Source organism: Pseudogemmatithrix spongiicola, from assembly GCF_030623445.1.
In the GTDB taxonomy this organism is placed as follows: Bacteria; Gemmatimonadota; Gemmatimonadetes; order Gemmatimonadales; family Gemmatimonadaceae; genus Pseudogemmatithrix; species Pseudogemmatithrix spongiicola.
This window is the reverse complement of sequence record NZ_CP130613.1, coordinates 404,336-418,193: the sequence shown is the minus strand read 5'-3', so window position 1 is coordinate 418,193 and position 13,858 is coordinate 404,336. Positions and strand designations below refer to the sequence as shown.

14 protein-coding genes and 1 riboswitch are annotated in these 13,858 nt (G+C 68.5%); of the genes, 7 read left to right on the top strand and 7 right to left on the bottom strand.

Annotation, left to right across the window (positions count from 1 at the left end; genetic code table 11):
- The first annotated feature begins 19 nt into the window (after window positions 1-19).
- The gene (locus Strain318_RS01895; RefSeq protein ID WP_367886843.1) at window positions 20-811 is read left to right on the top strand and encodes a sulfite exporter TauE/SafE family protein; all 792 of its coding nucleotides are present in this window, start codon (window positions 20-22) and stop codon (window positions 809-811) included.
- 396 nt (window positions 812-1,207) lie between these two features.
- Here Strain318_RS01895 and Strain318_RS01890 read toward each other — a convergent pair whose 3' ends face one another.
- On the bottom strand, window positions 1,208-3,514 hold the full coding sequence (locus Strain318_RS01890) for a TonB-dependent receptor (protein WP_367887971.1): 2,307 nt from the start codon (window positions 3,512-3,514) through the stop codon (window positions 1,208-1,210).
- A gap of 374 nt (window positions 3,515-3,888) precedes the next feature.
- Between Strain318_RS01890 and Strain318_RS01885 the strand changes: the two genes are divergently transcribed.
- Together Strain318_RS01885 and Strain318_RS01880 are read left to right on the top strand one after the other, a co-directional pair.
- Window positions 3,889-5,361 (top strand): pyridoxal phosphate-dependent decarboxylase family protein, encoded by a 1,473-nt coding sequence (locus tag Strain318_RS01885; protein WP_367886841.1) that lies wholly within the window; start codon window positions 3,889-3,891, stop codon window positions 5,359-5,361.
- Window positions 5,362-5,439: 78 nt separating this feature from the next.
- Window positions 5,440-5,841 (top strand): DoxX family protein, encoded by a 402-nt coding sequence (locus Strain318_RS01880; protein ID WP_367886840.1) that lies wholly within the window; start codon window positions 5,440-5,442, stop codon window positions 5,839-5,841.
- Window positions 5,842-5,869: 28 nt separating this feature from the next.
- Here Strain318_RS01880 and Strain318_RS01875 read toward each other — a convergent pair whose 3' ends face one another.
- From Strain318_RS01875 to Strain318_RS01850, 6 genes are all read right to left on the bottom strand, one after another.
- Window positions 5,870-6,340 carry an EVE domain-containing protein gene (locus Strain318_RS01875; protein WP_367886839.1) on the bottom strand — a complete coding sequence of 157 codons (471 nt, stop codon included), beginning with the start codon at window positions 6,338-6,340 and terminating at the stop codon, window positions 5,870-5,872.
- 100 nt (window positions 6,341-6,440) lie between these two features.
- Entirely contained in the window at window positions 6,441-7,748 is a 1,308-nt protein-coding gene (locus Strain318_RS01870) for an aminotransferase class V-fold PLP-dependent enzyme (RefSeq protein ID WP_367886838.1), read from the bottom strand.
- A 37-nt stretch (window positions 7,749-7,785) separates the two neighbouring features.
- A complete protein-coding gene (locus Strain318_RS01865; protein ID WP_367886837.1) occupies window positions 7,786-8,940 on the bottom strand; it encodes a glycogen-binding domain-containing protein in 1,155 nt (384 codons plus the stop codon).
- 7 nt (window positions 8,941-8,947) lie between these two features.
- Window positions 8,948-9,616 carry a hypothetical protein gene (locus Strain318_RS01860; protein WP_367886836.1) on the bottom strand — a complete coding sequence of 223 codons (669 nt, stop codon included), beginning with the start codon at window positions 9,614-9,616 and terminating at the stop codon, window positions 8,948-8,950.
- The gene (locus Strain318_RS01855; protein WP_367886835.1) at window positions 9,613-10,227 is read right to left on the bottom strand and encodes an isoamylase early set domain-containing protein; all 615 of its coding nucleotides are present in this window, start codon (window positions 10,225-10,227) and stop codon (window positions 9,613-9,615) included. Before Strain318_RS01855 ends, Strain318_RS01860 begins: the two co-directional genes overlap by 4 nt.
- Window positions 10,220-10,957, bottom strand: a complete 738-nt coding sequence (locus Strain318_RS01850) for an RNA polymerase sigma factor (RefSeq protein WP_367886834.1) — start codon at window positions 10,955-10,957, stop codon at window positions 10,220-10,222. The genes Strain318_RS01855 and Strain318_RS01850 overlap by 8 nt, the downstream gene beginning before the upstream one ends.
- On the opposite strand from Strain318_RS01850, the gene Strain318_RS01845 reads away from it, so the two are divergent.
- The 4 genes from Strain318_RS01845 to Strain318_RS01830 are packed head-to-tail and all read left to right on the top strand — an operon-like array spanning window position 10,931 to window position 13,676.
- Window positions 10,931-11,524, top strand: a complete 594-nt coding sequence (locus Strain318_RS01845; protein ID WP_367886833.1) for a YggT family protein — start codon at window positions 10,931-10,933, stop codon at window positions 11,522-11,524. The two genes, Strain318_RS01850 and Strain318_RS01845, sit on opposite strands and share 27 nt — an antisense overlap.
- A 22-nt stretch (window positions 11,525-11,546) precedes the next feature.
- Complete coding sequence (locus Strain318_RS01840) at window positions 11,547-11,828, top strand: DUF167 domain-containing protein (protein ID WP_367886832.1); 282 nt, start codon at window positions 11,547-11,549, stop codon at window positions 11,826-11,828.
- A 3-nt stretch (window positions 11,829-11,831) separates the two neighbouring features.
- Entirely contained in the window at window positions 11,832-12,305 is a 474-nt protein-coding gene (locus Strain318_RS01835) for a hypothetical protein (RefSeq protein WP_367886831.1), read from the top strand.
- A gap of 48 nt (window positions 12,306-12,353) precedes the next feature.
- On the top strand, window positions 12,354-13,676 hold the full coding sequence (locus tag Strain318_RS01830; RefSeq protein ID WP_367886830.1) for a Vgb family protein: 1,323 nt from the start codon (window positions 12,354-12,356) through the stop codon (window positions 13,674-13,676).
- A 79-nt stretch (window positions 13,677-13,755) separates the two neighbouring features.
- A riboswitch (SAM riboswitch) is annotated at window positions 13,756-13,831 on the top strand.
- Window positions 13,832-13,858 lie beyond the last annotated feature (27 nt).

The following is a 13,858-nucleotide window of genomic DNA, read 5'->3' as shown; positions in this document are numbered from 1 at the left end:
CCGCTATTGTTCCAGTAGCATGGACGCCCCGTACTTCCTCCCCCTCGTGGGACTCGCCGCGGCCCTCGGGGCGATGATGAACGCCGTCGCCGGCGGCGGCACCCTCGTCACCTTCCCCGCCCTCGTGGCCCTCGGCGTTCCGCCGATCACGGCGAACGCCACATCCACCGTGGCCCTCTGGCCGGGCACCATGGCGTCGATGTGGGGCTACCGCGCCGAGCTCTCGGGCGGCCGCCGCTGGGCCACTGCGTTCGCGGTGCCCTCGTTCGCCGGCGGCGTGGTGGGGGCACTGCTCCTCCTGCAGACGCCCGAAAAGCGCTTCGCGGCCATCGTGCCCTGGCTCATCCTCGGCGCCACGGCCCTCTTCATTGCGCAGAAGCCGCTGATGATGGCCCTCGCCGAGCGCGGCGGCGTGCGCCGCGAGATCGCCGGGGCGGACGGACACCTTTTGCCTCCGAGCGCGGCGTTCCTGCTCTACCAGTTCGGCGTGGCGGTGTACGGCGGTTACTTCGGAGCCGGCGCGGGCATCCTGATGCTCGCGGCACTTGGGCTGATGGGGCTCACGAACATTCACCAGATGAACGGGCTCAAGAACTGGGGCGGCGGGGTGATGAACCTCGTCGCCGTGATCATCTTCGCACTCTCGGGCGTGGTAATCTGGCCGGTCGCGCTCGCGATGGCACTCGGCGCGGGCATTGGGGGGATCGGAGGGTCGCTCCTGGCGCAGCGGGTGGGGCAGGTCTGGGTGCGGCGGTCAGTCGTCGCGATTGGCCTGGCCAGCGGACTCTCGCTGCTGCTGGGGTTGATCTGACCGACGCACAGCGCGCGAGACGGAGCAGACACCTATGCGCGGCCGAATGACGCCGTACCGGGGCCATGAACACGCCGTCGTGTGAGGCCCGCCGGGCGACGGCTCGCCCACGCACTTCCCGGCGCGCGGGCGGCGGCTCGCCTGAGCCGCCTGCCGGGCTCGGGGGGGAGGCACGGCGACGAGGCCCGAGCGCGACCGACCCAGCTCACTCGTGCACGACGCGACGGAATCGGCCGCAGAACGCTCGTGTGCTGCGAGTAGCGAGCGTGGCTGATGAAGCCGTTGTGGTACGAGGCGGCGGAAGGGATGTGAGCCCTGCGGCGCGGCCGCTGACCGTAGCGCCCGGATGTCGAAGTGAGTCCCGGGGGCGCTACGGTCAGCCTTCAGGTCATCACATCACGGCAGATTCGGTCGCACGCTGATGCCCACCAGCAGGTTGCGACCCGGCATCGGATTGAAGAATCGCTGCACGCCGTTGTTGATCTCTGCCATCGACACGTACCGCTCATCAAGCAGGTTGTCGACGGCGACGAACGGGCCAAGGCGAACCGACCCCATCCGGATGTTTTCGTGCCCGATGCGGATCCCGACCACCGTGTATGCAGCGTTGCTGACGGTATTCGCGTCGTTGAGGAAGAAGCTGGCGGCCGACCTCACATCGGCTTGGGCGTATGCACCGCTCTCGCGGCGATATGAGAGTTCGACGAACGCTGCCTGACGCGGAATGCCCGCGAGGCGGTTGCCGCCGAAGTCGTCGCCCGCGGCCTGGAACCGTTCAAAGGTGTAATCCGAAAAAGTATAGGTCGCCGCAAGCGTGAGTGGGCGTGCGATGACGACCGTGGCGCCCACCTCGAGGCCGAGTTGCTGGACCTCCGCCGCGTTGAGCGAGGCGGCGAACGTTGTCCCATCGCCCCGGGGGAAGTTGCGGGTCACGATGAAGTTGTTGATCGACTGGCTGAAGGCGGCCACCTCGAATGACAGTCGCTCTCCGCGCTGCCCCTTGGCACCCAATTCGCTGCTCCGGACGACCTGCGGGGACAGGCCCTGATTGAGCACGAACTCGCCGCCCGTGATCGGCGAGTTGCGGAGTTGCTCGCTGACCGGCGCTTCATATCCCTCGCTGTAGTTTGCGTACAGCGACAGGTTCTCCGAGGGCTTCACAACTAGGCCGACTTTCGGCGTGAAGCGCGTGTACCGCTGCGTGAACTTGCTCCCCGGAGCGCCCGGGCGCATCAGGTTGTCGAAGCCAAAGCTGATCTGGTCATACCGGCCGCCGGCGTTGACGAGCACGCCGGGACGTAGCGTGAACTCGTTTTGCACGTAGAGCCCCACGCTGCCCAGGTTCTCCTGCAACTGTTGCGACGCGGCGCCGGTCGTGCGGTTGAATATGCTGTTGGAGAGCGGCGTGCCTTGGTAGTCCAAGCCGACGGTAAGCCGATTTGCCCGTCCGAAGAGCGCGGCGGATGAAAGGAACCGCGCCGTTGCCCCACGATTGATGAAGAACTGCGAGTTCCGGATCGGCCCGGAGAATGTGGAGTAGATCGGCCGCGGGACATAGTAGCCGGTCAGCTCGATTTGACCGGTGCTGCCGACTGGCGCGCGCAACGCCACCGCAGCGCGGAACTCGTCGATGTCGCCACGGACGCCACCTGTGGACACGAGCGCAGGGTTCGCCTGCTGCGGGTTGGCGGCCATCTCGGCTGCCGTGAGGCTGCCCGGGATCCGCTGCAACAACTTGTCATAGGCGAAAATCGTCGTGAGCGTCGCCCCGTTGCCGAACTGATACCCGAACTTAGAGTTGAATCCAGTGTTCTCGAAGCCGGAGAATTGCCGCCAGCCGCCGAGTTGTGCGCGGAAGGCACTGGTGAAATAGCTGACGTTACCGACTCGGCCGCCAGCCTTCACGTGCGACTTGAAGTAGCCGTAGCTGCCGGCCCACTGCCGGACCTCGCGCACCGGCGTATCCGTGCCTTCCTCCGTGATGAAATTGATGACGCCGCCGGCTTGGTTCCCGTACAGGGCGGACGATGGACCGCGAACGACTTCGACGCGCTGCACAGAGGCAAGGTCGATGTTGATGAAGTCCTGAGCCGAACCGCCGGCGTTGTTCTTCGGAATGCCGTCCACGAGGATGCGCACACCGCGCGCGCCGAAGCTGCTCTGGGCTCCAGCGCCTCGAATGCTCACCGTCGAGCGCGAACTGCCTCCGGTCTGGACGCGCATCGCGAGTCCCGGGACACGCCGCAACGACTCGTCGATGTTCGTCGATTGACGCGCAAGCTGGACATCGCTGGCGCGAACCACGGATAGGGCTGCGGGAATGTTGCCAATTTCTTGCTCCGCCCGCGTACCCGTGACGACGATCTGCGCGAGACCGCGGGGCACGGCAGCCAGTGCGATGTTGACGCGCAACTCGCCTTCGTTGGGCACGGCAATCGGCTCTGCCTGGCGAACGTAGCCCACCGCGCGCACCACAAGCGTGTGGCGGCCAGCGGCCACGGAAGCGAGTACATAGTCGCCGTTCGCATTCGTCACCGCCGAGGCGATTGATTCGATGCTGACGTTGGCGCCGGAAACCGGCGCACCGCTTTGCGCGTCCGTCACCCGACCGACGACGCGCGCCGCGCGTGTCCGGAAGTCGCGGGAGTCAATCGCGTCCGAGGGCTGCGCGTGGACCACGCGCGGGCCGAGGCCCAGCGCCAAGGCGCAGGCGATGACAGCTAACGCCCGAAAATTGAAGAGCGTGACGCATCGAGACGTTTGTGGTGGGGCTAGAGGGTTCGCCGCGAACATCAGCACGAGAGTCCCGCGTGACGGCGCAACGGTGGGAATGCCGTGCGCGCCTACCAAGCGCACGGCATTCTACGCTGAGTAAAATGAGAATGTCAACCCCCGGAGGCGGCGAGTGACCGTCGAACTACCCGGATGCATTTCGTCGGAGGCGGCGCTGCGGACGCGCTCGTGCGCGCTGCGGCGAGCAGGCGAGGGGAGGCGCGCCGCCCACCTCGTGAGGCGTTCGCTCAGATTCCCGGAACGACGGAGTCGTGCGGCCGCACTCCCGGCTGCATCTTGTTTGCATGCCAGACGCTTCCACTCCGCTGCGTCCCCTCGACCCCACCGACTGGGACGCCTTCCGCCGCCTCGCCCACCAAATGGTGGACGACTCCCTCGACTACCTCCGTGATGTCGCCACACGCCCGACCTGGACGCCCACGCCCGCCGCGGTGATGTCGGCGATCCACGACGAGTCCGTTCCGCGCGCCGGCATCGGTGACGCCGCAGCGTACGACGACTTCCTCCGCTTGGTCCGCCCCTACCCCAACGGCAACATTCACCCCCGCTTCTGGGGCTGGGTGATGGGCACCGGCACACCGCAGGCCGCGATGGCCGAATTCCTCTGCTCCGTCGTCAACCCGCAGATGGGCGGCCTCGATCACGCCCCCGTCTACGTCGAGCAACAAGTCGTCCGCTGGTACGCCGAGTTGATGGGACTGCCGGGCAGCGCGGGCGGCATCCTGGTCAGCGGCGGCACGATGGCCAACGTGCTCGGCCTCTCCGTCGCCCGCCGGCAGCGCGCCGCCTGGGACGTCCGCAAACTCGGCGCTTACGGCGGCGCGCCGCTACGCGTGTACGCGAGCACCGAAGTGCACAGCTGGCTCAAGAAGTCCTGTGACTTCCTCGGACTCGGCGAGGACGCCTTCCGCCGCGTACCGGTCGGCGCGGACTTCGCGGTGGATGTGCCGGCGATGGCGCAGATGATCGCCGAGGACCGCGCGGCGGGACTGAATCCCTTCTGCATCGTCGGCACGGTGGGTACGGTGCAGACCGGCGCCAGCGACGACGTCAACGCACTCGCCGACCTGGCCGCGCGAGAGAAACTCTGGCTGCACATCGACGGCGCATTCGGCGCGATGGCCAAGCTCGCGCAACACCCGCAAGCGGCGGCCGCCGTGCGTGGAATGGACCGCGCCGACTCCATCGCCTTCGACCTGCACAAGTGGGGCTACCTGCCCTTCGACATCGCGATGCTGATCACCCGCGAGGACCGTCACCTCACGGAGACCTTCGCGAACCAAGCGCCCTACCTCACGGGGATGGCCGGCGGCATCAACGCCTCAGGCAGCATCTACTTCAACGACCGCGGCATCGAACTCACGCGCAGCTTCCGCGCGCTCAAGGTGTGGATGACGCTGCGCGCGCAGGGCAGCGAGCTGCTCGGTGCCCACATCGGACGCAACATCACGCAGGCGCAGTACCTCGGCGGGCTCGTCGCGCGGGAGGCTGAGCTCGAGCTGCTCGCGCCGGTGCCGCTGAACCTCGTGAACTATCGCTTCCGTGCGCCGGGACTCGACACCGACGCGTTGAACGCGCTCAACCGCAACATCCTGGTGCGCCTGCAGGAGGATGGCATCGCGGTACCAAGCGGCACGGTGATCCGCGGGCAGTTCGCCATCCGCGTGGCAATCACCAACCACCGCTCGCGCGACGAGGACTTCGACCTGCTGGTGCGGGAATCGCTGCGAATCGGACGCGAGCTGCTGCGCGCCTGATCGGGCGTGGCGGGGAGGTGCGGCCCGACCCGAACCGTGCTATGTTCGCGGCGTTGGTCCCCCCAACCCGGAGATCCGATGCTCTCCCTTCGTCCCGCCCTCGGCCTCGCGCTGCTGCGCCTCAGCGTCGGCATCATCTTCGCGGCGCACGGCTACCAGAAGTTCTTCCAGTACGGCATCGCCGGCGTGACGCAGGGATTCACGCAGATGGGCGTTCCGCTCGCCGCGGTGGCCGCACCGGCCGTCGCGACGATCGAGTTCGTCGGCGGCCTGCTGATGATCGTCGGCTTCTACCACCGCGTGGCCGGCGCGCTGCAGGCCTGCGTGATGGTGGGCGCGATCGTCTTCGCCAAGATGTCTGGCGGCTTCTTCGCGCCGAGCGGCATCGAGTTCGAGCTGATGCTCGGCGTCGCCGCGCTGACTGTCGCGCTGGCCGGCGGCGGCGCCTACACCGTCGAGGAGATGCGCGGCAAGAAGTAGTGCGTCCGGCAAGCCGCGGGCATGGCGCTCAGGGCGCCACGCCCGCGTGCTTGCAGACGATCGCCCATTCCTTCGCGGTGACGGGCTGTACGCTCAGGCGCGAGCCCTTCTGCAGGAGCACCATCTTCTCGAGTCCCTTCACCGACTTCAGCTCGGCGAGCGTGATCAGCCGCGGCATCGGCCGGACGGCCTTCACGTCGACCATGAACCAGGTCGGATTGTCGGGGTCGGACTTCTCGTCGAAGTGCTCGTGCCCCTTCTCGAAGGCCGTCCAGTCCGGATAGCCCTCCTTCACCACTTCGCAGATGCCCGCGATGCCGCTGGGCTCGGCGTTGGAGTGGTAGAAGAAGCAGCGGTCGCCCTTCTTCATGAGGTCGCGCAGCGTGTTCCGTGCCTGGTAGTTGCGGACGCCGTCCCAGTAGGTGGTCTGCTTGGGGGACTGCTCCAAGTCGGCGTACGAGCACATCTCGGGCTCGGATTTGATCAGCCAGTAGTTCATTGCCTGATGGGTGGACGGAAGACGGAAGACGGAAGGTAACTGCGGGGACGCACTCCTTCCGTCTTCCGTCTTCAGACTTCAGTCTGTCGTCAACGCCGCCTCACGCGATCCCGTTCCGCATCGCCGTCTGCACCGCCCCCACGAACGTGTCGAGCTCGTCCACCGTCGTGTAGATGCTCGGCGTGATGCGGATGCCCGCGAACTCGGGGTGCACGATCGGCGTGTTCACGATGCGGTAGCGGCTCATCAGCCAGTTGCCCAGCGCCGACGGGTCGAGACCGTCCACGGCGAACATGCAGATCGCGCCGGCCTTGTCCGGCCCGAGCTCGGTGAGCACACGCACGCGCGGGCTCGCCTGCTGCAGCGCGGTCGCCCACCGGTCGCGCAGGTAGCGGAGCCGCGCGGCCTTCCGCTCCACGCCGATGCCGCGGTGGAACGTGAGCGCCGTGCTCACGGCGTTGAAGTTCGCCTGCGGATGCGTCCCGATCTGCTCGTATTTGCGGATGTTCGCCGTGTCCTTCTCCTCGGCGGCCATGAGCGGCCACAGGCCGGGGATGCGGTCCTTCCGCACGTACAGGAAGCCGGCGCCGATCGGTGCGTGCAACCACTTGTGCAGCGAGGTCCCGTAGTAGTCGCACTCGAGCTCGTCGCGCGTGAACGGGAAGTGCGCGAAGGCATGCGCGCCGTCTACGAACACCGGGATGCCGCGCGGGCGCGCGAGGCGCACGATGTCGCGGATGGGCAGGATCTGCCCCGTGAGGTTCGTGATGTGCGGCAGCTCGATGGCCTTCGTGCGTGGCGTCATCTGCTCGGCGATGCGGCGCACGAGCAACTGCGGGTCGGTGAGCGGCACGGGGAAGCTCACGGACTTCACGACGATGCCGTCGCGGCGCTCGCGCTGCTGCCACGCGGTGATCATCCGCCCGTAGTTCTGGTTCGTGATGATCACTTCGTCCCCGCGGCGCAGGTCGAGGCCGAGGATCATCGTCTCCATCGATTCCGACGCGTTGCGGGTGACGGCCATCTCCTCGCCGTCGCAGCCGAACTCGCGGGCCAGCTCGCGGCGCGTGCTCTCTATGCGCGGCTCGAGCACGCGCCAGTTGTGCTCCACCGGCAGTTCATTGACGAACTGCAGGTCGCGCAGCATCTGCTGCAGCACATGCGTCGGCGTCGGCGAGATTCCCCCGTTATTGAGGTTGATCATCGTCCGGTCCATGTCGAAGGCGCGCTGGATGTGGCTCCAGTACGTCTCGTCGTTGGACAGCGACTGCGCGCTGCGGTCGCCGGCGACCAGCTCGGCGTCGAAGAGTCGACGGAAGGCCGTCTCGTTGAGTGCGGGAAGTGCGGCGACGCCAGCGGACGCGGCGCTCAGGCCAGCGAGGAAGTCACGGCGGGAAGTGATGGGCACCGCAGTCGCTCCAGACGAGAGGGGGTGGGCCGACCCCTCAAGGTATCACGACCAAGCCCGCTTCGCCGCCAAAGTCGTCGCGCACACGCGCGAGATTGCGCGGGGCGCGCCACTCACCGCCGTTCACCTGCACCGCGACGCGATACTTGCCGCTCGGCAGGCGCACGCGCGCCACCCAGGTGCTCTGCTCGCGCTCCATGCGGATGGGGCGCCAGTCGCTGAAGTCCCCGGCGATGATGATCTCAAGCGAGTCCGAGGCGAACACGCGCACGACCAACTCGCCGCCGCCGGCGCTCATCGGTTCGATGCTCGCACGGGCGATCAACGAGCGTTCGAGCACGGGCAGCGGCTTGGGGCCCAGCGAGACGCGCACCGAGCCCGTGATGACATTCGCCTGCGGCAATCCGCGCAGCGGATCGGCGAGCTGACGGCCCGCCGCGCCGACCAAGGCCACACGATCGGCAATCTGCAGCGTGCCGCTCCACATCAGCGCCTGGAATGCCGCGTCCGTGCCGGCGACGCCATCGCGCGCGGTGTAGGTGAGCGCGAGATCGTGCGGCCCGAGCCGCAGCTGCGCCGTGAGCTGTGCGTCGCGCAGATCGAAGACGTCATCGTCGGGATCGCGCGTGACACCGGAGGCGAGCAGCAGCGGCCAGTCGGCCGACTGCATGCGCGCCGCGACGGCCGAGACGTAGAGCGGACCCCAGCGCTGCCAGAGTCCGAGGTCGCCGGTCAGGGTGCGACTGAAGACGCCGTCGCGATCCGTATTGCCGGTGCCGATCCCAACCCACACGCCGTAGTTCGACGAGGCGACCACATGCTGGCGCACGAAGCCGTTGCCGTTGCCGCCACGTCCAGCGCTGCGCAGCGAGAACGAGGCGCCGGCGAGGCCCGCCTCGGTGCGGAAGCAATCACTCGGACCCCAGGGCACGTCGATGGCCGCGACGCCCTGCGCCGCGGCCAGTGAGTCCTGCGCGTAGGTGAGGTTCGCGCTGGTGACGAAGCCCCACTTCTCCGATTCCGGCCGCCAGAGCACGGCCAGCAGGGCCGCATTCTCGAGCGAGAAGCCACGCTGCGTGATCGCCGCGATGCCACCTTCGATGCGCAGTTCGGGCAAACGCTGCGCGCCCGCCGCGGGAGCGGCGAGCGCGAGGAGGACGAGCCCCCACGCCGCGAGGCGGCGGGGCGTCACGCCGGCACTATGGCCTCGTGCCGCGGGGAGCGAGCGCGGCGGCGGCGGCGGGTGACGGGAGCAGCGACATCACTCCACGCGCCCGCACCTCTAACGCCGCATCGGGCGTCAGGCCGGCGGCCACGTCGGATTGCACCGACGCGCCGAGTCCGGCGATATGCGACGCGGTGGCACCGCGTCGCATCAGTTGCGTGATCTGCTCAAGCGCGTTGGACGCGGGAACCCCGCGCGCGACGAGTTCGGTGAGCACGTCCAGTGGCATGGCCACGGACTGGTTCGCCGGATACGCCGCGCGGATCTGTCGCAGCATCGGGGCGGGCACGCCGACCGCGAGCGCGTCTGCGCCGGCGATGACGTCCGCGTCCGATGGCGAGGGAGCGAGAAGGTCCCGCGCCTGCTCCAGGCGCCTGGCCAACGTCGACACGGCCACCCGGATGCGCTCCCCGGTGGCCTGCTTCGTGACCCCTTCATTTGCCTTCGCGACGAGGGCCCGGACCGGCAGCCCACGCTGGGCGGCGCGCGCAATCTCGCGCTCCACCACTTGGCGTGTCCTCGCGTCGGCGATGGTGAGCACGGGCGTTCCCTGCGACGCTTGAGCATCAAGCGCCGCCGGAGCGACCATCGCGCTGATGAGCATCAGCGCGGCGATTGTGGGTGCGAATCGCGGCATCATCATCGGGCGAAGACCATCACGACACTTCCCTCGCGGCCGTAATCCTCGTCGCCCGACTTGGGCGCGCGCGGATCGGCCACGAGCAATGTACCGTCAATGAGGTAGGCGTACACATGGCGGCCCGGCGGCAGGGGGAGCGTGGCCTCCCAGACCCCGGGTGTCACCTGGGTCATGGGCAGGGCCGAGCCGTCCCAGCCGTTGAACTCGCCAACCACGGCGACACTGCGCGCCGTGCTCGACTCAAACACGAACTGCGTCGCGACGCGGACCTCGCCGCCTTCGTTCGCCGCCAAGGTGACCGGGTACTCGCCCGTCGCCGGGCCAGCGGCCGGCGTGGGCTCAGTGGCCGTGCGCGGCGTCACCGCCCCACGCGACACGAAGCCGATCACCAGCGCCGCGGCAGCCAGCGCCGAGGCGCTGAGCCCCGAGAGTGCCGGCGAGCGGAAGGCCTCGACCGCCCGTCGCCACAGCGAGGGCCGCGGGGCCGCCCACACCGCCTGCAGCAGACGGCCAACTGCCTGCGGATCCGTCGCCGCACGGGCGTCAGACCGCAGCGTGCCGCGCACGCGGGCGATCACGGGGTCCATCTCGGGGTCTCGTTCCATGTCAGTCATCTCGCATCATCTCCGAAAGCCGCGCACGCAGCGTGTCGCAGGCGCGCTTGACGCGCATCCGCAGGGCACTCATCCCCACACCGGTGATCGCCGCAATGTCCTCGTACGCCATGTCCTCGACGTGCCGCAGCAGGAAGGCTTCCTTCTGTTCCGCCGGCAGCGTGTCGAGCACCTTGTAGACCTCTTCCGTCCAATCGCGCTCGACATCCGACGTGGCACCGATCCGATCGGGCAGTTCGCCGTACTGGATCACCGTCGCGTGTCGTGCACGCTTGGCGAGCAACGTCCGGCAGCGATTGGCCAGGATGCGAAAGAGCCAAGGCTCAAAGCGCGCATCGTCGCGAAACCGCCGCAGGTTGTGGTAGACCCGCACGAAGGTGTCCTGCACCGCTTCCTCCGCGTCTTCGCGATTCGCCACCATGTGCAGGGCGAAGCGCAACGCGCGGGGATAGGTTGCATCCACCAGCTGGGCGAACGCCTGCCGATCCCCCGCCTTGGCCCGCAGCGGAAGGGTCGGATCGATCGAGGGTGCACCGTGGGCTTGAGGCATGAGCGAGGTCTGGGGAGGATACCCCGGACGTTGCTGTCCTCGCCACGGCGTGCCGCCGACCAGCGACTCGTCCATCGTGTTGTCCATCACGTCCAGCCATACCCCGTACCGAGCCAGGCTGTCACATTTCGTGCCCAGGCTCCCGCCCCGCCAATGGCCGATTTCATCCTTCTGCTGCACATCATCCGGATTCCGCTGCAGATCGGCATCGCCATCGCGCTGCTGGTGGCGGCACCGCTCACGCTGTGGGCCTGGCTGGAGCGCTCACGCCGGTTGAACCCCTTCGGGGCCGCCGCCCGCAGCGCACGCCGCCTTTTCGACCTCCCGCTGCGTCCGCTGGACCGCCTCGCGGCGCGCTTCGGCGCCCCGCGCACGAGCGTGCCGTGGTGGGGCCTGCTCGCCGTGCTGCTCATCGGCGCCCTCCTGCTGGGCGTCATCGATTTCGTGCGCGACACGCTGTCGTACGCGTACTACGCCACGCACCAAGGCCCCTACAGCGTCCTGCGTCTCGTCGTCGGCTGGACCTTCTCGATTCTCCAGCTCGGCGTGATGGCGCGCGTGATCATGAGTTGGATCGGCGGCCACTACACGGTGGTCGGTCGCGCGGCGACGGCACTCACCGAGTGGTTTCTCGGACCGCTGCGGCGTGTGCTGCCGACGATCGGCATGATCGACATCTCGCCGATCGTCGCGTGGTTCTTGCTGTCGCTGCTGCGCAGCGTCGTGCTCGACGCCATCGGCGCCTGAGCACGAGATCCACTTGTTGCAGGTGACCGCGACCGCGCAGGGCATTCGCCTCACGGTGCACGTGCAGCCACGCGCGAAGTCCCCCGGCGTCGGCGGCCTGCACGGCGATGCGCTCAAGGTGCGCGTGAGCGCCGCGCCGGTGGACGGCGCCGCGAACGAAGCCGTCACGCAGGCACTCGCCGCTGCCTTCGGCGTCGCCGCACGCAACGTGCGCGTCGTGGCCGGGGCCAGCGCGCGTCGCAAAGTCGTGGACATCGACGGCGCGAGCGTCGCCGCCGCCGAGACGCTCGCCCGCGGCGGCTGAGCGATGCCCGAGTTCGACCTCAGCTCACCCGCGCTGGCACTGTGGTCCGCCGCGGCGGCCGGCATCGCCACGGGCATCCTGCCCATTGGCCTCGCCGAGGCGACCGCACTGGCCATCGGCCTCGTGATGCCGCGCTGGTTGGCCTTTGCGATGGGGCTCGCGTTCACGCTCGGCCACGTGGCCGCGAAGTTGCCATGGTACGCGCTGGGTCGACACGCAGACCGCGCGGTCGGGCGCGTGGGGGCAAGGTACGTCGCGCGCGCCATGGCGATGCTCGAGGCTCGGCCGGGCTACGGGATCGGCGTGCTGGGATTGAGCGCCGTGCTCAGCGTGCCGCCGTTTCATCTCGCGGCGATCGGCGCGGGCCTGGTGCGCCTGCCATTCCTGCCCTTCGTGGCGACCTGCCTCGGCGGCCGGCTGCTGCGCTTCGGGGTACTCGTGACCGCCCCGCAGCTACTGCGTCCATTGTTTGGATAGCCGCGCCCCGCGATTGCGCGGCCACTGCACGATTCACAGACTCCGAGTATGCCGCGTTCTCCATTGCTGACGACCGTCGCCGCGAGCGGCGCCCTGTTGATCGCCGCCTGCGGTGAGGCCATTCCGCCTGTGCCCTGCACCGAAGGCGGCACCGGCAACCTCACCGTCTCGGTGTCCGGTGTTCCCGACGGCGAGACGGCTGCAGTGACGGTGAGCGGTCCCGGCGGCAGCTTCGCGCTCAGCGCCACGCAGACCTTCACGGGCATCGCCTCGGGCATCTACACGGTGAACGCGTCCGCCGTCTCCGTCACGGACCCGCTCATCGACGCGGTACACGGCGATGTGACCTTGCCGCGCAGCGTCTGCGTGTATGACACGCGCAGCGCGACGACCAACGTGACGTACGCGCGGATCCCGACCAGCGGCAATCTCTGGTTCGGTGCGGGCTACTACACGCTGGGCTTCTCCACCTCGCAGCTGGCGGCCACCGCGACCCTGGCGCCCAACGTGACCGCAGGCACCCGCGGCGGTGCCGGCGTCACGTTCGATCGCCAGGGCAACCTGTGGGTGCGCGGCCAGTCGAACAGCGACCCCGCGCTCATGCGCTACGCGTCCGCACAGCTCTCCGGCACGGGCAACCCGGTCGCGGAACGCAGCATCAACATCGCAAGCCTCAGCTGCCTCGGCCCGGGCGCATTGGCCTTCGATCCGTACGGCAATCTGTGGATGAGCCTCGGCTGCCAAGGCCGCATCGTGCGCCTGACGCCGGCGCAACTGCTGACCTCGGGCACGGTGTCGCCGACGGTGCAGATCACCGGGCTCACGAACCCGAATGGCATCGCCTTCGACGTGGCGGGAAATCTGTGGGTGGCTGACCAGACACACCTGCGCCGCTATGACGCCGCGCGCCTGGGGACGACGATCACGACGGCGGCGAATCTCTCCGTGGCGTTCACCACGCCGACGCCGCCGACGCCAGGGGCCACCGCGCTGAGCGCGTTCCATCTGGCCTTCCGCCCGAACGGCGAACTCTGGGTGAGCAGCTTCGAGGAGAAGGCCTTGTACCGTGTCGAGCCGTCGGTGGTCGCTGCGACCGGCACGCAGGCCGCGACGCCCACGCGCATCCTCTACTTCAATCAGTTCACGATGCCCAAGGGCTTCGCCTTCGATAACGCCGGCGGGCTCTTCATCGGGCATGAGCAGTCGAAGTTCGTGCGCCTGGCACCGACACAGCTGGACGTGAACAGCACGCCGGCCTCGCCGACGGTGCCGCAGCGCACGATTGCCTCCGCGTCGATCCTCGGCTTCGGCGACGACGTGGCGATCTTCCCGGCACCGGCCACGACGCCGCTGTATCACCGCGCGCCGTAGCGCGCGCCCGCGCGCGCCATGGCGCGCCGAGACCGGCCACCTTGCCATCCGTTCATCCGGATGCTAGGATATAGTCCACAACCGATTCCGTGGCGATTTCGAGGCAACTTGCGGCCACGTTAAACATTCAGCTAAAGCGCCGGCCCGGTGCGCCTCCTCGCTCCGGGCCTTCGTGCTTTTGG

Bases quoted from the DNA above. Each gene is read 5' to 3' on its own strand.
- Strain318_RS01895 (WP_367886843.1), top strand. From the start codon at position 20: ATGGACGCCCCGTACTTCCTCCCCCTCGTGGGACTCGCCGCGGCCCTC.
- Strain318_RS01885 (WP_367886841.1), top strand. From the start codon at position 3,889: ATGCCAGACGCTTCCACTCCGCTGCGTCCCCTCGACCCCACCGACTGG.
- Strain318_RS01880 (WP_367886840.1), top strand. From the start codon at position 5,440: ATGCTCTCCCTTCGTCCCGCCCTCGGCCTCGCGCTGCTGCGCCTCAGC.
- Strain318_RS01875 (WP_367886839.1), bottom strand. From the start codon at position 6,340: ATGAACTACTGGCTGATCAAATCCGAGCCCGAGATGTGCTCGTACGCC.
- Strain318_RS01860 (WP_367886836.1), bottom strand. From the start codon at position 9,616: ATGATGATGCCGCGATTCGCACCCACAATCGCCGCGCTGATGCTCATC.
- Strain318_RS01855 (WP_367886835.1), bottom strand. From the start codon at position 10,227: ATGACTGACATGGAACGAGACCCCGAGATGGACCCCGTGATCGCCCGC.
- Strain318_RS01845 (WP_367886833.1), top strand. From the start codon at position 10,931: ATGGCCGATTTCATCCTTCTGCTGCACATCATCCGGATTCCGCTGCAG.
- Strain318_RS01835 (WP_367886831.1), top strand. From the start codon at position 11,832: ATGCCCGAGTTCGACCTCAGCTCACCCGCGCTGGCACTGTGGTCCGCC.
- Strain318_RS01830 (WP_367886830.1), top strand. From the start codon at position 12,354: ATGCCGCGTTCTCCATTGCTGACGACCGTCGCCGCGAGCGGCGCCCTG.